Annotated in this window: 14 protein-coding genes, 1 tRNA gene and 1 other RNA gene; 11 read left to right on the top strand and 5 right to left on the bottom strand. The window is 75.5% G+C overall.

What is annotated here, in order from left to right:
- Nucleotides 1-74 precede the first annotated feature (74 nt).
- From ACIGXJ_RS09965 to ACIGXJ_RS09935, 7 genes are all read left to right on the top strand, one after another.
- Nucleotides 75-2,153 (top strand): penicillin acylase family protein, encoded by a 2,079-nt coding sequence (locus tag ACIGXJ_RS09965; protein WP_399642864.1) that lies wholly within the window; start codon nucleotides 75-77, stop codon nucleotides 2,151-2,153.
- Nucleotides 2,146-2,775: a GNAT family N-acetyltransferase gene (locus ACIGXJ_RS09960; RefSeq protein WP_399642863.1), complete on the top strand. Its 630-nt coding sequence runs from the start codon at nucleotides 2,146-2,148 to the stop codon at nucleotides 2,773-2,775. The genes ACIGXJ_RS09965 and ACIGXJ_RS09960 overlap by 8 nt, the downstream gene beginning before the upstream one ends.
- The gene (locus ACIGXJ_RS09955; RefSeq protein WP_399642862.1) at nucleotides 2,772-3,245 is read left to right on the top strand and encodes a cupin domain-containing protein; all 474 of its coding nucleotides are present in this window, start codon (nucleotides 2,772-2,774) and stop codon (nucleotides 3,243-3,245) included. Before ACIGXJ_RS09960 ends, ACIGXJ_RS09955 begins: the two co-directional genes overlap by 4 nt.
- Complete coding sequence (locus ACIGXJ_RS09950) at nucleotides 3,242-4,018, top strand: SDR family NAD(P)-dependent oxidoreductase (RefSeq protein ID WP_399642861.1); 777 nt, start codon at nucleotides 3,242-3,244, stop codon at nucleotides 4,016-4,018. Before ACIGXJ_RS09955 ends, ACIGXJ_RS09950 begins: the two co-directional genes overlap by 4 nt.
- Nucleotides 4,019-4,363: 345 nt before the next feature.
- The gene (locus ACIGXJ_RS09945) at nucleotides 4,364-5,968 is read left to right on the top strand and encodes a copper resistance CopC/CopD family protein (protein ID WP_399642860.1); all 1,605 of its coding nucleotides are present in this window, start codon (nucleotides 4,364-4,366) and stop codon (nucleotides 5,966-5,968) included.
- 111 nt (nucleotides 5,969-6,079) lie between these two features.
- The gene (locus ACIGXJ_RS09940; RefSeq protein ID WP_399642859.1) at nucleotides 6,080-7,492 is read left to right on the top strand and encodes a histidine kinase; all 1,413 of its coding nucleotides are present in this window, start codon (nucleotides 6,080-6,082) and stop codon (nucleotides 7,490-7,492) included.
- On the top strand, nucleotides 7,489-8,121 hold the full coding sequence (locus ACIGXJ_RS09935; RefSeq protein ID WP_399642858.1) for a response regulator: 633 nt from the start codon (nucleotides 7,489-7,491) through the stop codon (nucleotides 8,119-8,121). The genes ACIGXJ_RS09940 and ACIGXJ_RS09935 overlap by 4 nt, the downstream gene beginning before the upstream one ends.
- A 10-nt stretch (nucleotides 8,122-8,131) precedes the next feature.
- Here the strand turns inward: ACIGXJ_RS09935 and ACIGXJ_RS09930 are convergent, their stop codons facing one another.
- The 5 genes from ACIGXJ_RS09930 to ACIGXJ_RS09910 form a co-directional block, all read right to left on the bottom strand.
- Complete coding sequence (locus ACIGXJ_RS09930) at nucleotides 8,132-9,229, bottom strand: hypothetical protein (protein WP_399642857.1); 1,098 nt, start codon at nucleotides 9,227-9,229, stop codon at nucleotides 8,132-8,134.
- On the bottom strand, nucleotides 9,226-9,873 hold the full coding sequence (locus ACIGXJ_RS09925; RefSeq protein WP_399642856.1) for an ankyrin repeat domain-containing protein: 648 nt from the start codon (nucleotides 9,871-9,873) through the stop codon (nucleotides 9,226-9,228). Before ACIGXJ_RS09925 ends, ACIGXJ_RS09930 begins: the two co-directional genes overlap by 4 nt.
- A gap of 58 nt (nucleotides 9,874-9,931) precedes the next feature.
- The gene (locus ACIGXJ_RS09920) at nucleotides 9,932-10,504 is read right to left on the bottom strand and encodes a heme-binding protein (RefSeq protein ID WP_399642855.1); all 573 of its coding nucleotides are present in this window, start codon (nucleotides 10,502-10,504) and stop codon (nucleotides 9,932-9,934) included.
- A gap of 640 nt (nucleotides 10,505-11,144) precedes the next feature.
- The gene (locus ACIGXJ_RS09915; RefSeq protein ID WP_399642854.1) at nucleotides 11,145-11,366 is read right to left on the bottom strand and encodes a hypothetical protein; all 222 of its coding nucleotides are present in this window, start codon (nucleotides 11,364-11,366) and stop codon (nucleotides 11,145-11,147) included.
- A gap of 319 nt (nucleotides 11,367-11,685) precedes the next feature.
- A tRNA-Ser gene (locus ACIGXJ_RS09910) sits at nucleotides 11,686-11,773 on the bottom strand.
- Between the two features lie 72 nt (nucleotides 11,774-11,845).
- On the opposite strand from ACIGXJ_RS09910, the gene ffs reads away from it, so the two are divergent.
- The 4 genes from ffs (at nucleotide 11,846) to ACIGXJ_RS09890 (ending at nucleotide 18,086) form a co-directional block, all read left to right on the top strand.
- Nucleotides 11,846-11,944, top strand: an RNA gene (ffs, locus tag ACIGXJ_RS09905) — signal recognition particle sRNA small type.
- A gap of 214 nt (nucleotides 11,945-12,158) precedes the next feature.
- Nucleotides 12,159-14,459: a DNA polymerase III subunit gamma and tau gene (locus tag ACIGXJ_RS09900; RefSeq protein WP_399642853.1), complete on the top strand. Its 2,301-nt coding sequence runs from the start codon at nucleotides 12,159-12,161 to the stop codon at nucleotides 14,457-14,459.
- 130 nt (nucleotides 14,460-14,589) lie between these two features.
- Nucleotides 14,590-15,843: a phosphoribosylamine--glycine ligase gene (gene purD / locus ACIGXJ_RS09895; RefSeq protein ID WP_399642852.1), complete on the top strand. Its 1,254-nt coding sequence runs from the start codon at nucleotides 14,590-14,592 to the stop codon at nucleotides 15,841-15,843.
- Between the two features lie 275 nt (nucleotides 15,844-16,118).
- Nucleotides 16,119-18,086 (top strand): hypothetical protein, encoded by a 1,968-nt coding sequence (locus ACIGXJ_RS09890; RefSeq protein WP_399642851.1) that lies wholly within the window; start codon nucleotides 16,119-16,121, stop codon nucleotides 18,084-18,086.
- Nucleotides 18,087-18,131 lie beyond the last annotated feature (45 nt).

The following is an 18,131-nucleotide window of genomic DNA, read 5'->3' as shown; positions in this document are numbered from 1 at the left end:
CCGATCATCCCTCCGCCCGGGTCGCGTAGCATTTCGCGGACAGACAGACTTAGGCAAGGCTTACCTAAAGCGAAATGGGGTCGAGGGTGACCGCCGAGATCTACCGAGACGCGTGGGGCATCCCGCACCTGCGCGCGGACAGCGCCCTCGCGCTGGCCCGGGCCCAGGGTCTGGTCACCGCGCGCGACCGGGCCTGGCAGGTGGAGGTCGAGCGGCACCGCGCCGAGGGGACCACGGCGGCGTTCCTCGGCCCGGAGGCCGTGGCGTGGGACGTGTTCGCGCGGCGGCTGCGGCTCGCCGACACCGCGCGGCGGTGCTACGCCCGGCTGGAGCGGACCGACCCGGAGAGCGCGGCGTGGGTGCGGGCGTACGCCGACGGTGTCAGCGAAGGGCTGGCGCGGGAGACGGCCGCGCCCGAGTTCGCGCGGGCCGGGCTCGCGCCCGGGCGCTGGCAGCCCTGGACGCCGCTGGCGGTCTGGCTCACCGCGCACGTCCCGTTCGCCGGGTTCCCCTCCAAGATCTGGCGGGACCTGCTGCGCAGGCACCTCGGCCCCGGGGCCGTCGCCCTCTTCGCCACCGACGGCATCGGCACCAGCGGCAGCAACGGCTGGCTGATCGGCGGCGAACGCACCGTCACCGGGCAGGCCCTGCTGGCCGGCGACCCGCACCGCTACATCGAGGACCCCGGCGTCTACCAGCAGATCCGCCTCGCCTGTGACGAGTTCGACGTGGTCGGCCTCGCCGTCCCCGGTGTCCCCGGGATCGCCCACTTCGGGCACGCCGGCAGCGTCGCCTGGGCCATCACCCACGCCATGGCCGACTGCCAGGACCTGTACCGGGAGCGGCTGCGCCGCACGGGCGCCGGGGTGGAGGCCCTCGGCCCCGACGGGCGGTGGCACCGCGCCGCCACCCACACCGAGACCGTCGAGGTCGCGGGCGGGGAACCGGTGCGGATCGAGATCGTGGAGACCGCACGCGGCCCGGTCGTCTCCGGCGGCCCCGAAGGTCTCGACGACGGCACCCCGCTCGCCCTCAGCCTGCGCTACCCCGCCCGCGTCACCGGCGACCTCGGCTTCGGCGCCCTGCTGCCGCTGCTGCGCTCCCGCACGGTCGCGGACCTGGACCGGGCCGCCGACCTGTGGGCCGAACCCGTCAACGTCCTCCAGGCGGCCGACACCCGGGGCGGCACCCTGCACCGGGTCGCCGGCCGGGTGCCGCTGCGCGCCGACGCCAACCGGGCCGGCGTCGTCGACGCCTGGGAGGACGGCCACGACTGGCGGGGCTGGCACGACATGCCCCGCGGCGGCCTCACCGACGGCATCGCCGTCATGGCCAACGCCCGCGGCCTCGCCGCCCCCCTCGGCGTGGAGTTCGCCCCACCCCACCGCGCCGACCGCATCACCGCCCTGCTCACCGGGAAGCGGCGGTGGGCGGCCGGCGACATGGCCGCGATCCACAGGGACACCCACCTCGCCTCGGCCGCGCCGCTCCTGGACCTGGCCGCCCTGGCGGAACCCATCAGCCCGCCGGCCGCCGCCCTGCGCGACCGGCTCCTGCGCTGGGACCGCCGTATGGACGCCGACAGCCGGGACGCCGCCGCCTACGCCGCCCTGCGCAGCCGGGTCGTGCGGGCGCTGGCCGCGCAGCCCGCGTTCACCGCGCTCGCCGAGCCGCCCGCGCACTCCGATGTCCTGCTGCCGTGGCTGGCACTCGTCCCGCGCGTCGGCTTCGCGCTGGAGAACCTGCTGCGGGCCGAGGACCTGTACGGCATCGACCGGGCCGCCCTCGTCCGCCAGGCCCTGGAGGACACCGCCGCGCAGCCGCCCGCCACCTGGGGCGACACCCACCGCCTCGCCCCCTGGAGGGCCCTGCCGGACACGTCGTACGACGAACCGGGGCTGTCCGGCGACAGCGACTGCGTGCTGTGCACGTCGGCCGTCCCCGGGGTCACCGACCTCGCCGCGCGCGCGTCGGCGGCGCGGTTCGTGTGGGACCTCGCCCGGCGCGAGGACAGCCGCTGGATCGTCCCGTACGGCGCGTCCGGTGTGCCCGGCTCGCCCCACCACCGCGACCAGCTGCCGCTGTGGCTCGCGGGAGACCTCGCCCCGGTCGTCACCGACTGGGACCGCCTGCAGAAGGAGACCGATGTCTGACCTGGCCCCCGGCGCCCCCTCCCCGTACGCCTCCCGCGAGGCCGTCCACGAGCAGCGGATCGACGGCTTCGGCACCGTCCGCGTGCTGCCCCTCGACCCGGCCGCCGACGCCCCGCTGCTGCACCGCTGGGTCAGCGAGGAACGCGCGGCCTTCTGGGGCATGACCGGCCTGACCGAGACTCAGGTCGCCGAGATCTACGCCCACATGGACACCCTCGACACCCATCACGCGTTCCTGCTGGAGCGCGACGGCGAACCGGTCGCCCTGCTCCAGACCTACGAGCCCGAGGCCGACCGGGTCAGCGAGTGCTACGACGTCCGCCCCGGTGACATCGGCGTCCATCTGCTGCTCGCCCCCGCGGGACCCGGCGGCGCCCGCCCCGGCTGGACCGGCGCGCTGGTCCGCGCGGTCCTCTCCTACACCCTGCTGACCCTGGACCGGCGGCGGGTCGTCGTCGACCCCGACGTACGCAACGACAAGGCCGTCGCCCTCTTCCGCAGGCTCGGCTTCGAGGCGGGCCCCGCGGTCGTGCTCCCGGAGATCGACCTGCCGGACGTGTACCTGCCGGAGAAGAACGCCCAACTCGCCTTCCTCACCCGGGAGGTAGCCTTCCCGGCATGACGCCGCAGGAGCTCGTCGACCACTACGGCATGCAGCCGATACCGCGCGAGGGCGGCCACTTCAGCCGCACCTGGACCGGACCCGAGCGGCCCGACGGCCGCCCGGAGGGCACCGCGATCGTCGCCCTCCTCACGGCCGACGACTACTCCGCCCTGCACCGCCTGGCGTCCGACGAGACCTGGCACTTCTACCTCGGCGACCCGCTGGAGCTGCTGCTGCTGGCCCCGGACGGCACGTCCCGTACGGCCGTCCTGGGCCCCGGCATCGCCCGCGGCCAGCAGCCGCAGCTCACCGTCCCGGCCGGCACCTGGATGGGCGGCCGGGTCGTCCCGCCGGGCGCCTGGACGTTCTTCGGCTGCACCACCACCCCCGGCTTCACCTACGAGGACTACGAGCACGGCGACGCCGGCCTCCTCACGGCGCGCTACCCCGCCGAGGCCGCCCGGATCATGGCACTGTGCCGGCCATGAACGAGCGGCACCACGGACTCCTGGACGGCCAGGTCGCCCTGGTCACCGGCGCGGGCGGCGGCATCGGCCGCGGCATCGCCCTGCGGTTCGCCGAGGAGGGCGCGGCGGTCGCCCTGCACTGCCGTACGGCCGTGGCGGCCGCGGGCGGGACGGCCGCGCGCATCACGGACTCCGGCGGCCGGGCGACGGTGCTCACCGCCGAGCTGACCGACCCCTCCGCGTGCCGGGCACTGGTGCGCGAGGCCGCGCGGTGGGGCGGCGGACGGCTGGACGCGCTCGTCAACAACGCCGCCGTCCAGCCGGTGCGCGACCTGCCCGGCATGACGGCCGGGGAGTGGCGCGAGGTCGTCGACACCAACCTGACGCCGGTGTTCGCCTGCACCCAGGCCGCCGCCGACCTGATGCGGGACCGGGACGGCGGCTCGGTCACCCACATCGCGTCCGTCGAGGCCCACCGCCCCGCGCCCGGCCACGCCCACTACGGCGCCTCCAAGGCGGCCGTCCTGACGCACGCCCGCGCGGCGGCGCTCGAGTACGGCGCGTGGGGCGTCCGCGTGAACACCGTCTCCCCCGGCCTGATCGACCGCGAGGGCCTGAGCGAGACGTGGCCGGAGGGCGTCGCCCGCTGGCACGACGCGGCCCCCCTGCGCCGCCTGGGCCGGCCGCGGGACGTGGCCGACGCCTGCGTCTTCCTGGCCTCCCCGCTGGCGTCCTGGATCACCGGCCAGGACCTGATCGTGGACGGCGGGGTGTCGGCGCGGCCGGGGTGGTGAGCGGGGTGGAACCCCGGACGGCCCGGGGTGGTGGGCGGGGTGGGACGCCGGACGGCCCGGGGTGGTGAGCGGGGTGGAACCCCGGACGGCCCGGGGTGGTGGGCGGGGTGGAACCCCGGACGGCCCGGGGTGGTGGGCGGGATGGAACCCCGGATGGTCCGGGGTGGTGGGCCCGGTCGGTGAGCCGGGGTGCGGACCCGGGTGGCCCGGGGTGGTGGGCCCGGTCGGTGAACTGGGGTGCGGACCCGAGCGGTCCAGGGCGGCCCGGGGCGGTGAGCCGGGCCGGTGAACCGCCGTCGGACGGCCGGCTGAGCAGAACGGCCCACAGATCCGTACCCGTACGACGTGCGACGCATCCGGCCTGCCCTCCTGCTCGGCATCCTCCTCCTCACCCTGTTCACCGTGCTCGCCCCCGCCACGCCCGCGTCCGCCCACGCGGCCCTGCGCACCACCACCCCCGCCGACGGCACGGTCCTGAGGTCGGCCCCCCGCGAACTCACCCTCGCCTTCACCGAGTCCGTCGCCCTCCTCGACGGCTCGGTCCGCGTGCTCGACCCCGGCAACCACCGCGTCCGCACGGGAGAGCCACGCCACACGGGCGACACCGTCCGCGTCGCCCTCCCCGACGACCTGGGGCGCGGCACCTTCACCGTCGCCTGGCGGGTCGTCTCCGCCGACAGCCACCCCGTCTCCGGCGCCTTCACCTTCTCGGTGGGAGAGCCCACCCCCACCTCCGCGGCCACGGCCCCACCCGAGGACCCGGCCACCACCACCCTCCACAACACCGCCCGCTACCTCGCCTACCTCGCCGCCGCCCTCCTCCTCGGCACCGCCGCCTTCACGCGGATCTGCCGCCCCCCGCACCCCGAACGGCTGCGCCCGCTCCTGCGCACCGGCTGGTGGACCCTCCTCGCGGCCACGCTCGCCCTGCTGCTGCTCCGCGCCCCCTACGAGGCGGGCACCGGCCTCACCACGGCCCTCGACCCGGACGCGCTCACCCGCACCCTCACCGGCCGCCCGGGCCTCACCCTCCTCGCCCGCCTCGCCCTGCTCGCGGCGGCGGCCCTGTATCTACGGCGCCCCGACCGCGACCCCCGCACCGGTGCGGCCCTCGCCGTCGGACTCGCCCTCACCTGGGCCACCGCCGAGCACGCCTCGGCCGGCATCCAGGTGCCGGCGGCGATCGCGTCCTCCGCGCTGCACCTGCTCGCCATGTCGGTGTGGCTGGGCGGCCTCGTGGCCCTCCTGCGCAGCACGCCCTCCGCCGGGACGACGGCCCGCTTCTCCCGGCTGGCCCTCGCCTGCGTGGCCGTCCTCGCCCTCACCGGCCTCTACCAGTCCTGGCGGGGTCTGGGCTCCCTCGACGCCCTGACCGGCACCTCGTACGGCCGGATCCTGCTGGCCAAGCTGGGCGCGGTGGCCGTACTGCTCACGGCGGCGGTGTTCTCGCGCCGCTGGACGACCCGGCTCGCCACCCCGAGACGCTCGGTCCTCACCGAGGCGGCCGTCGGCGTCCTCGTGCTGGTGCTCACCACCCTGCTCACCGCCACGCTCCCCGGCCGGGCCGCCGAAGCCGCCGAGGCGGCCACCCTCGCGGCCCCGGCCACCGTCACCTCCACCGTGACCGTCCCCTTCGACGTGGGCACCCCGGGCGGCCACGGCAAGGTCCAGGTCTCCCTCGACCCCGCACGGGTCGGCGCGAACTCCGTCCAGGCCGTCGTCCTCGGCCCCGACGGCGGTATCGCCACCGTCCCCGAGCTGCGGATCTCCTTCACCCAGACCGCACAGGACGTCGGCCCGATCGACGCCCGCCTGGAGGACCTCGGCGGCTACTGGGGCACCGACGCCGTCACCCTCCCGCTCCCCGGCACCTGGACCATGAAGGTCACCGTCCGGACCTCGGAACTGGACCAGGCGACCGAGAAGGCCCGAGTGGTCGTAGGCCCCTGAGGACACCGCAGGAGTCAGCCGAACGGATGACCCCCGCAGGCCGCACCAGGGGAACAATGGAGGTGTTTGCGCAGTTCAGCGCGACGGCCAAGGCCCGGGGAAGGCAAGGGTATGACTCCAAGGGAGGAACGGGACGACACCCGCGCCCTCGCGGTCGTCATGCACACCGCCTTCTTCGTGCTGCTCGGCGCGTCCCTGGCCCGCTACCTCGCCCGCCACGCCGGTGACCCGCGCACCCCCTGGGTGATCGCCCTGTCGGTGCTGCTGGCGGCGCTGTACGTGCTGGGCCCGGCCCTCGGCACCCGGCTCACCGCCCGCCGGCTGGTCTGGCTCGGCGCGGTCGTGGCCGCGTGGGCGGTGCTGGTGGTGACGGCGCCGAGCTTCGCCTGGTGCGCGGTCCCGCTGTTCTACACCGGCCTGCGGACGCTTCCGGCGCGGGCCGCCGTCACCCTGGTCGCGCTGCTCACCGCCCTGACCGTGGGGGCCCAGCTGAAGCTGGCCGGCTGGGCCGACCCCAATGTGCTGCTCGCGCCGCCCGCCGTCGCCGCCGTCGCCACCGCCGTGTTCGTGGTGATGGAACGGCAGGCCGCCCGGCAGCGCGCCCTCATCGACGACCTCGTCCGCACCCGCCGCGAACTGGCCGCCACCGAGCGCCGCGAGGGCACCCTCGCCGAGCGCGAACGGCTCGCCCGGGAGATCCACGACACCCTCGCCCAGGGCCTGTCCAGCCAGCGCATGCTGCTCCAGGCCGCCGACCGGGTCTGGGACAGCGCCCCGGACACCGCGCGCGGTCACCTCCGCACGGCCGCCTCCATCGCCGAGTCCAACCTCGCCGAGGCCCGCCGTTTCGTGCACGACCTCACCCCGGCCGACCTGGCCGGCGCGGGCGGCCTGCCGCAGGCGCTGCGCGCGGTCGCCGAGCGGGAGAGCGGAGCCGGGCTGGTCGTGCGGGTCCACACGGAGGGGGCCGTACCGGCGCTCGCCGCGCCCGTGGAGTCCGCGCTGCTGCGGATCGCGCAGGGCGCCCTGGCCAATGTGCGCGAGCACGCGGGCGCCACCACGGCCACGCTCACCCTGACCTGCCTGGACGATCAGATCGTGCTGGACGTGGCGGACGACGGGCGGGGCTTCGACCCCGGGGCCGCGAGGTCCGCGGAGGCGTCCGGGCCCGCCCGCGGCTACGGCCTGCCCGCGATCCGGGCCCGGCTGCGCCAGCTCGGCGGCACACTCACCGTGGAGTCGGCACCGGGCGAGGGCACCGTCCTGTCCGCGGCGATCCCGCTGGAGCCGAAGGCGGGACCGGGAGGCGAGCCGGATACGGGACCGGGAGGCGAGCCGAAGGCGGCACCCGGAGGGCAGCCGGATGCGGGACCGGGACCGGAGTCAGAGGCGGCACCCGGAGGTGAGCCCGAGGCGGCCTCCGGGGGCGAGCCCGAGGCCTCCTCCGGAGAGGAGCCCAAGACGGGGCCGGGACGGGAGCCGAGAGTGCAGCCGAACGCCGAACCCGGAGGGGAACCCCGATGACCCTGACCCGCATCCTCGTCTGCGACGACCACGTAGTGGTCCGCGCCGGCCTGCTCGCCCTCCTCGCCAGCGCCCCCGACATCGAGGTGATCGGCGAGGCGGGCAGCGGCGAGGAGGCGATCGCGCTGGCCCGCAAGCTGGAGCCGGACGTGGTGCTGATGGACCTCCAGCTCGGCGAGGGCATCGACGGCGTGGAGACCACCCGCCGTATCGTCGCGGCCCGCGAGGAGGACAAGCCGCACGTCCTCGTCCTCACCACCTACGACACCGACGCGGACATCACCCGGGCCATCGAGGCCGGCGCCACGGGCTATCTCCTCAAGGCCGAACGCCCCGAGGAGCTCTTCGCCGCCATCCACGCCGCCGCCGAGGGCCGCACCGCGCTGTCCGCGCCGGTCGCCGGCCGCGTCATGGCCCAGATGCGCAGCCCCCGGCCCGCCCTCACGCCCCGCGAGCGCGACATCCTCACCCACCTCGCCCAGGGCCTGCCCAACCGCGAGATCGCCCGCACCCTGTTCATCAGCGAGGCCACGGTGAAGACCCACCTGCGCCGCATCTACGACAAGCTCGGCGTCGACACCCGCGCGGCGGCCGTGTCGGTGGCCAAGGAGCAGCGCCTCGTGCCGTGAGACGGCCCGGTCAGAGCACCACGACCCCCAGGGGCCGCCGCCCGGCGGGCAGCCTGCGCGTGCCGCCGGAGGCCACGTCGACGACCGTGAGGCCGTCCCAGTACCCGTCCCGCGTGAACCCGCCGCTGACATAGGCCGTACGCCCGTCCCGCGACACGGCGACGTCCTCGTGCGGCCCGTCCAGCGGATGCACCCGCTCCCGCCCGTCGGGCGTACGCACGGTCAGGGACGGCCCCCGGCCGGACGCCGGGTCGACGGGCCCGGTCCCGACGACGAACAGGGTCCCGTCGGGCGTGACCGCCACCCCGTGCTGGTGCGTGTCCGCGGTCATGGCCTCCACCCGGGACCGCCCGGTCCGCGGGTCCGCCACGACCAGCCGCTCGCCCTCGAACGGCAGCAGCAGCCGCCCGTCCGACGGCCGTACGGCCAGGTAGTGCGGCTTCAGCCAGGAGCCGAGCCCGCCCTCGGTGCCGTACGGCGCGACCTCGATCCGCCGGGGGCGCCCGCGCGCCGGGACGACGGTGACGTCGAAGGAGTCGTGCCCGGTGACGTACACCTCGGAGCCGTCGCGGGAGACGTCGACGTCGAACGGCCTGCGCCCCACGGGCACGACCCGCACGACCTCGCGCGCGGCCGTGTCGACGACCTCCAGCACGCCGTTCCCGCCGGGGACGTTCACCCCGACGTACGCGTACCGCCCGTCGGGCGCGAGTGCCACGCCCGTCCCGCCGCCGCGGTACTCGCCGTAGGCCGGCGGCCCGAGCCGGGCGGGGGACGTCCGGTAGGGGATCAGGGCGGTCCGGCGCCGGGCCCCGGTGTCGATCACGGCGACCCCCTCGGCGGCCGCGGCCCAGGCCCGCCCGTCGCCCCCGACGGCCAGCCCGTAGGGGGCCGTGCCGGCCCGCACGGACTCCACGGGCCCGGTGGCGGGGTCGACGAAGGTGACGGTGTCGGCACCGAAGTCGGTGACGAGGAGAAGCCCGGCCGAGGAGGCGGGCGCGCCGGTACGGCGTTCCGCGCGCGGCGGCCGGGCCCCGGAGGCGGACGGCGTGCAGGCGGAGACGGCCGCAGTGGCGGCGAGGGCACCGAGGAAGGCACGCCGGTTCACCGCGCGGCCCTCCGCAGCAGGGCGGCGATCTCCTCGAAGCCGCGGCGCTCGGCGTGCCGCAGGGGCGTGACGCCCTCGCGGTCGGCGAGGCCGGGGTCGGCCCCGGCGGCGAGGAGCAGGGCGACGACCTGCTGGTGGGCGCGGCCCCCGTCGCCGAGGATCACCGCCTCCAGCAGGGCGGTCCAGCCGAGCCGGTTGACGTGGTCGACGTCGATGCCGGTCTCTTCAAGCACGGCACGCACATAGGCGACATGGCCGCGTTCGGCGGCGGGGATGAGGCAGACGCCGCCGTAGCGGTCGCGCAGCCGCAGGTCGGGGTCGTGGGGGAGCAGCAGCCGCATCATGGCGACGCTGCCGGTGACGCCGGTGACCAGCCAGGGGCTGTCGTCCCGGTCGTCCTGGGCGTCGGGGTCGGCGCCCGCCGCGAGGAGCAGCCGGGCGGCATCGACGTGGTCGGCGAGCGCGGCGAGCAGCAGCGGGGTGCGGCCGTGCTCGTCACGGGCCTCGACGTCGGCGCCCGAGTCGAGGGCGAGCCGCACGGTGGCGCAGTCCCCGCGCCCGGCGGCGAGCAGCAGCTCCCGGTCGAAGGCGGTCACGGCGGTGTTCCTCCTCCTGCCGCGGCCGGCCAGTACGGCTCGGATCATGGCGTCCTCCGGGCCGTACGCCGGGCCCGTCTCTCGCGGTGGGCCCGGCGTACGGATGTCACTTGGCGAGCGCGGCGGCGCCGGCCTGGGCGTACTTCTCGTCGAGGTCGCCGGACGGGGCGCCGGCCACGCCGATGCCCGCGATCGGGGCGCCCTTGGCGGTGACCGGGGCGCCGCCGGCGAGGAAGAGGGTGCCGGGGATGTCCTTCAGGTTCGGGGCCTGCTCCAGGCGCTTGGCCAGCTCGGAGGTGGGCGCGTTCCAGGAGACCGCGGTGTAGGCCTTGCGCTCGGCGGACTCGTAGGACTGCGGGCCCGCGCCGTCGCCGCGCAGGGTGACGACGGTGTTGCCGTTGCGGTCGACGACGGCGACGGACACGCGCCGGCCGTCCTTCTCGGCGGCCTCCAGCGCGGCCTCGGCGGCGTCGGTGGCGGCGTCGACCGTCAGGTGCGTGGTCTGGGTGGTGCTGCCCTGCGCGGCGGCGACCGGCGCGGCGGCCTCCGGGGCGGCGGCGGTGTCCGCGGCGCTCGCTGCGACGGTGCCGAACGCACCCGCGGCGACGGCGGCGAGGACCGCGCCGCCGGTGAGGACGCGGGCGCGGGTGGAGAGGGTCTTCTGGCGAGCGTGCTGCATGGCGGGGTGAGCCCTTCGTGTGTGCCTCGGCCTGTCGTGTCTGCGGCCTTGCGTTCCCTTCGATCCTCCGGCCGCACCAGGGCCCGGACGGTCGGCGGAGAGGCTGCACACGGCGCGCGGAACGGATGACGCGAAGGTCATCCGTTCGGATGACGGAACGGGGCGAGGGCGACCCCTGACGGCTCCTGACGGCCCCTGACGACCCCGGAACCTGTGACCACGGACGGGTGACCCATGACGACGCATGAGGACCCATGACGACGCATGAGGACCCATGACGACCCATGACGACCCATGAGGAGGCATGACGAAGGGCCCCGCAGGAGATCAGCAGGAGATCAGCGGGGCCCTTCGTTTCGCCTTGCCGGAGTCAGCGTCATGCGGGCAGGCCCTAGGCCGCCTCGGACCCTGCCGCGCGCCGGTCCCGGGTGGGCTCCTGTACGTCCTCGAACGGCATGGTCTCGTCCGTCCCGAAGTCGGGGGCCTGGAAGGGCTGGGTGGCGGGAGGCGGCGCTGCCGCAGCGGAGTAGCGGGGTTGCCCTTCCCGGGCGGAGAACAGCGACGTCAGATCGATGAGAGGTCTCTCTTTCGCTACAGGTCCCTGACGGGACCTGGGGTGCCCTGACCGGGCACAGCGGTCCTACAGCTTGGTCATCTTGCCGTACGGGCTCAGGATCCGCATTTGCGTCGAGCCGAAGTCCACGAGCGCCGCGATGCCGTCCTCGATGCCGATGACCCGGCCGAGGCCGTACACATCGTGCGAGACCTGGTCGCCCAGGGCGAAGTGCTTCGGGGCCGGTGCGACCGGCGCCTTGAAGGGGCTGGTGGGCAGATGACGCTTCTGTGCAGCAGGCTTTGTCATGGCTCAGTATGCGCCTCCACACCCCCCGCCCGCTGTGGCCGCGGGCACAGATCCTTCCGGCACACACCGCGGAACAGGCTGCTGACCTGGGGTTAGAGGCGCTCCGCGCGCTGGTCGGGCCCTATGAATTCGGTGTTTCCCGCTCCGCGAGGAACTCGTCGAGCAGCGCGAAAAGTGCCGCGATGACCCGTTCTTCCTGCTCCGGCGAGAGGTCACTGAAGATCATCCGCGGATCTTCCCCGGACCGGACCACTGGAGACACGTCGAAGGGCCCCACCGCGAACGGTGGGGCCCTTCGACAACGTGCCCGGTGAGGCACTGGCGGAGGATACGAGATTCGAACTCGTGAGGGGTTGCCCCCAACACGCTTTCCAAGCGTGCGCCCTAGGCCTCTAGGCGAATCCTCCGCTGGGAACATTACATGACCGAGAGGTGTGCTCGCGAACTCGTTCCCCCTGGCCGCGATCGGGTACCCTTGGCGCAGCCCCTCACGCGGCGCTATCTGACTGAACTCCCCCAGGGCCGGAAGGCAGCAAGGGTAGGTCGGCTCTGGCGGGTGCGTGGGGGGCGCTTGCGTTCCCCGCCGGAATCGCAGGCGCAGCGTCTCCCGGCCCCCGGCCGGAGCCCGGTCCTCCCCGGTGTGGGAGACCCCGGTGCGGCTCAGGACTACGTCCGCCGTCCCGCCCCCCGGCCCCGCCCCGGAGCCGGCCTCCCGCCTCCGCCCCGTGATCGGATCTGCCCCGGATCTCCGCGCGGTCCGCTTTGTCAGTGGGCGCCTATAACCTCGTAGGCGTGTCGTCTCTTGCGCTGTACCGCCGCTATCGCCCGGAGTCGTTCGCCGAGGTCATCGGGCAGGAGCATGTAACCGACCCGCTGCAGCAGGCGCTGCGGAACAACCGGGTCAATCACGCGTACCTGTTCAGCGGTCCGCGCGGGTGCGGCAAGACGACCAGCGCGCGGATCCTGGCCCGCTGTCTGAACTGCGAGCAGGGGCCCACGCCGACGCCCTGCGGGGAGTGCGAGTCGTGCCGGGACCTGGCCAGGAACGGCCCGGGGTCCATCGACGTCATCGAGATCGACGCCGCGTCGCACGGCGGTGTGGACGACGCCCGTGACCTGCGGGAAAAGGCATTCTTCGGGCCCGCCCGCAGCCGCTACAAGATCTACATCATCGACGAGGCCCACATGGTCACGTCGGCCGGCTTCAACGCGCTGCTCAAGGTCGTCGAGGAGCCGCCGGAGCACCTGAAGTTCATCTTCGCCACGACCGAGCCCGAGAAGGTCATCGGGACCATCCGGTCGCGTACGCACCACTACCCGTTCCGGCTCGTCCCGCCGGGCACCCTGCGGGAGTACCTCGGCGAGGTGTGCCAGAAGGAGGACATCCCCGTCGAGGAGGGCGTCCTGCCGCTGGTCGTGCGGGCCGGCGCCGGCTCCGTGCGTGACTCCATGTCCGTCATGGACCAGCTCCTCGCCGGCGCGGGCGCCGACGGTGTGACGTACGCCATGGCCACCTCCCTCCTGGGCTACACCGACGGCTCCCTGCTCGACTCGGTCGTCGAGGCATTCGCCACCGGCGACGGGGCCGCCGCCTTCGAGGTCGTCGACCGTGTCATCGAGGGCGGCAACGACCCGCGCCGCTTCGTCGCCGACCTGCTGGAGCGGCTGCGCGACCTCGTCATCCTCGCCGCCGTCCCCGACGCCGCCGAGAAGGGCCTCATCGACGCCCCCGCCGACGTCATCGAACGCATGCAGGCCCAGGCCAGCACGTTCGGCGCCGCCGAGCTCAGCCGCGCCGCCGACCTGGTCAACGAGGGCCTGACCGAGATGCGCGGCGCCACCTCGCCCCGCCTCCAGCTGGAACTGATCTGTGCCCGCGTGATGCTGCCCGCCGCGTACGGCGACGAGCGGTCCGTCATGGCCCGCCTGGACCGCCTGGAGCGCGGCGTCAGCTTCTCCGCGGGTGCCCCGGCCGGAATGCCGGCCATGGGATACGCCCCCGGCCCCGACGCCCACGCCGCCGCGCCCGTCCCGCCGGGCGGTGCCGCTGCCGCGGCCCGCGCGGCCGTACGGGGCTCCGGCGCACCGGCACAGGCCCCGGCGGCCGCTCCTGCCGCACCGGCCGGGCCCATGACCGCCGACCCGGCCGCGGCCCAGCACACCGAGCACGCCGCCCCGGCCCCCGCCGCCCCTCCCGCAGCCGAGCCCCCCAAGCCCCACCCGCAGCCCTCGGCGCAGCCCCAGCCCCAGCCCGCGGCCGCCGCCCCCGGCGCCTGGCCCACGGCGGCGCCCGCCGGTGGCGGCCGACGCCCCGGCGGCTGGCCCACCGCGGCGGCCCCCGGCGGCGCCCGCCCCGCCACGACGGCCACCCAGCCCCCGGCTCCCCAGCCCGCGGCTCCCCAGTCGCCGGCCCCCGCCCAGGCCGCCCCCACAGCCGCCTCCGCCTACACACCCGCCCCCGGCGGCCTCGACCCGCGCGCGCTGTGGCCGGACATCCTGGAGGCGGTGAAGGCCAAGCGCCGCTTCACCTGGGCCTTGCTGAACGCTCCGAACGCCCATGTGGTCGGCTTCGACGGCACCACCCTCCAGCTCGGCTTCGTCAACGCGGGCGCCATGGACCGCTTCGTGGGCAGCGGCAGCGAGGACGACCTCAAGGCGGTCCTGGCCGAGCGCTTCAACGTCCACTGGAAGATCGACGCGATCGTCGACCCCTCCGGCGGCTCCGCACCCCCGCAGCCGGGCGGCGGCTACGGCGGCCACGCCCCGGGCGGCGGCTACGGCTCCCCTGCCGCCCCCGGCGGCCACACCCCCGGCGGCTACGCCCACGGCACCGCGGCCCAGCCCTCCGCCCCGGCCCAGCCCGCCACCCCGTCCCGGCCCACCCCCGCCCCGCAGTCCGGCCAGGCAGCGGCCCCCGCCCAGACGACCTCCCCGGCCCCGCCCGCCCGGCACCACGCGCCCGACCCCGTCGCCCCCGAGGACGACATCCCCGAGGACGACGACCCCGACCTCGACGAGTCGGCCCTCTCCGGCAAGGAGCTGATCGTGCGCGAGCTCGGCGCGACGGTGATGGAGGAGTTCACGAACGAGTGAGCCGGGCGCGCGAAACGCTGGTCAGTGACGCGCCCCGAGCCCTCTCTCGTAGAAACGCACAACCCGCCCGACCCCGGCCTATAGGAAGCCCGCACAAAGGCGCAAACCCGCCTCCGGTTAGGCTGACCCCGTGAAGGTCCTCGTCATCGGCAGCGGCGCCCGCGAACACGCCCTGTGCCGCTCCCTGTCCCTCGACCCCGCCGTCACGGCGCTCCACTGCGCCCCCGGCAACGCCGGCATCGCCGAGGTCGCCGAGCTGCACCAGGTCGACGCCCTGGACGGCGCCGCCGTGGCCGCGCTGGCCACCGAGCTCGGTGCCGAGCTGGTCGTCGTCGGCCCGGAGGCCCCGCTCGTCGCGGGTGTCGCCGACGCCGTGCGCGAGGCCGGCGTCCCGGTCTTCGGCCCATCGAAGGAGGCCGCGCAGCTGGAGGGCTCCAAGGCCTTCGCCAAGGACGTCATGGCCGGCGCCGGCGTCCCCACGGCCCGCTCGTACGTCTGCACGACCGCGGAGGAGGCCGCCGAGGCCCTCGACGCCTTCGGTGCCCCCTACGTCGTGAAGGACGACGGCCTGGCCGCCGGCAAGGGCGTGGTCGTCACGTCCGACCTGGAGGCGGCCAAGGCGCACGCGGCCGGCTGCGAGCGCGTGGTCATCGAGGAGTTCCTCGACGGCCCCGAGGTCTCACTCTTCGCCGTCACCGACGGCGAGACGGTCGTCCCCCTGCAGCCCGCGCAGGACTTCAAGCGGGCCCTCGACAACGACGAGGGCCCGAACACCGGCGGCATGGGCGCCTACTCCCCGCTGCCCTGGGCGGACCCGAAGCTGGTCGACGAGGTCATGGAGACCGTCCTCCAGCCGACGGTCGACGAGCTGCGCCGCCGCGGCACCCCGTTCTCCGGCCTGCTGTACGCGGGCCTGGCGATCACGAGCCGTGGTGTGCGGGTCATCGAGTTCAACGCCCGCTTCGGCGACCCCGAGACGCAGGTCGTCCTCGCCCGGCTGAAGACTCCCCTGGCCGGGGTCCTGCTGGCCGCCGCGAACGGCACCCTCGCGGACCTCGCGCCCCTGCGCTGGAGCGACGACGCGGCCGTCACCGTCGTCGTCGCCTCGCACAACTACCCGGACACCCCGCGCACCGGCGACCCCATCACCGGTCTGGACGAGGTGGCCGCCGAGGACGCCCCGCACGCCTACGTCCTGCACGCGGGCACCAAGCGCGACGGGGACGCCGTGGTCAGCGCGGGCGGCCGGGTGCTGTCCGTCACGGCGACCGGCCGGGACCTCACCGAGGCCCGCGAGCGCGCCTACCGGGCGGTCGCGCGCATCCGCCTGGACGGCTCCCAGCACCGTACGGACATCGCGGCGAAGGTGGCGGGCGCCGCCTGACCGGCGCTCCGCGAGACAACCCCTCGGGCCCCGGTTCCGTCTCAGGAACCGGGGCCTGATCCTTGCCCTCCGTCATCCACCTTTGCCCAGAGCCATTCCATCGAGTGACCGATCCGCTATCCGGCTGACGGGGGCCCGGGGCCCAACTAGGGTGCGGCGCAAGCGTTCCGGCACTTGGCCCACCGGCATTGCGATGTCAGTGGCGGGTGCCACAGTGGGGGAGTGAGCAACACCAGGGAAGCACCAGGACGACAGCGAGGGGGTGAGGTCCGGTCGTGACCGGCATGGGTGTGGAGGCAGGCGCGCAGGCCGCTCGGTCGCGGGCGCTGGCCGTGCTGCGGGTGCGCAGCCGGGCGCTGGCGGTGGCCCTGCTGCCCGCCGCGGCCGCGGTGATCCTGCTGGCCGGCGGCACCACGGACCATCTCGTGGGGCCCGGCTGGGACGCCGCCCGCTGGGCGGTGTCGGCGCTCGCCGCCGCGGTGCTGCTGGTGGCCGGCGGTGTCGCCCTGGTCGTCGCCCGCGCCCGGCCCGCCGTCAGCCCGACCGTCCCGGTCGCGGAGGAAGCGGCACCCGATCTGTACCGGCTGGTGCGTGACCTGGCCGACCGCCTCGAGGTCCCGGCGCCCTCGGCGATAGCGCTCACCCCGGACTGCGACAGCTGGCTGGAGGACCGCACCCACCCGGCGCACGGCCCGCCCGCCCCGGCCGGCCGTGACGAGGTGGCGGACTCCCGCGACGACTCCGGGCGGCCCGCCCGCCGCTCCCCGGCCGCGCCCGTCCTGGTCATCGGCTCCCCGTTCCTGTGGTGGATGCGCGTGGGCGAGCTCCGCGCGGTCCTCGCCCCGGTCGTCGCCGGTACGGGACCGTCGGCGCACCCCGACATAGCCGCCGCCCGGCGTTTCGTACGGGGCCTGGACGCCGCGGTGGCCGTCGCCTCGGCGCCGCGCCGCGACCCGGTCTCCCGGCTGCTGTGCTCCGGCGTCGGCCGGCTCGCCCGGCTGATGCTGAACGGCTGCCGGGAACACGCGGTGCAGATGGAGCGCGGGGTGGCGGCCGCCGCGGCCGAGCGGGCGCAGACGGTGGACTACGGCCTCCGGATCGTCGCCCAGGAGCAGGTCGGCCTGGCCTACGCGGGCTGGGACCGCCTCCTGACGAGGGTCGCCCTCCCCGCCTGGCGCATGGGCCGCTGGCCGTCCCGCCTCGACGCGGGCGTGGTGGCCGCCCTGACCGAGCTGTCCCGCCGCGACCGCCTGGCCGAGGGCTTCACCTCCCGCCTCGGCGAGCGCCCTGCCTGCGACCTCCTGGAGGAGCCGGGCGCGGTCGACGAGGCGGCCTCTCTCCTCGCCGCCCGCCTCTTCCATGGCGGCCCGGCCGAGGCCGGCCCCGACTGGTCCCCGGTCGACTGGCAGGAGTACCCGGAGGAGGTCGTCGACCGGAAGTGGCGCACCGACGCCGCCCGCCTCCACCGGGTCCTCGACACCCTCGGCGTCCGCCGCCCGGCCCCCCACACCGACGGCCCCACCCTCTCCAGGGTCCTGGACCACCTGACGACCACCCCCACAGCCCCGCCCCCGGACGAGCCCCACCCGGCCACGGCCGACCGCTTCACGCCGACGGCCGCCGCCACCCGTCCGACCCCCCACACCCCCGACACACCCGACACCGTCCCGCCCACCCCCGACGAGGCAGTCGCCCACGCCGCCCAGCCCTCCGGCCCCACCCCGGACCCGGCGGATGTGAACGAATCGGCCGCAGTCGAGGCCGAAGCCGAAGCCGAGGCCGAAGCCGAAGCCGAGGCCGAAGCCGAAGTCGAAGCCGACCTCGACCTGGACCCCGAGGTCGAAGAACACCGCACCAACCCCCGCTGCGCAGCCCTCGCCGAAGGCATCTCCGCCGAGCTGGCCCGGGAAGAGGCCGAGGCCCACCCCGCCACGACCCCCGGCGCCCGCACCACGCTCTGGGACGACGACCTCCCCCTCTTCCCCCTCCAGCCCCCTCGCACCCCCAGAGAACTCCTCGCCGACCACATCACGGCGATGGTCTGCTGCGCCGCCATGGACACCGCGGGCGCCGCCCCCGGCCTGGACTGGCTGGACGGCCCCTCCCTCCTGGTCGACGGGGAGCGCGCGGCCGACCTCACCCCGAAGGTCCTCACCCTGGTCGAGGACGGCGACCCCGCCCCCTTGCGCTCCTGGCTCACGGAGGTCGGCATACGCCCGGAGAAGCCCGTACGCCTCGTCTGACCCCTCTCCCGACCGCCGCACCGGCGAGCCCCGGCACCCGGACCG

Origin of the sequence: Streptomyces sp. NPDC053367 (assembly GCF_044545925.1) — a bacterium.
Lineage (GTDB): Bacteria > Actinomycetota > Actinomycetes > Streptomycetales > Streptomycetaceae > Streptomyces.
This window is presented reverse-complemented; position numbering and strand designations above follow the sequence as displayed.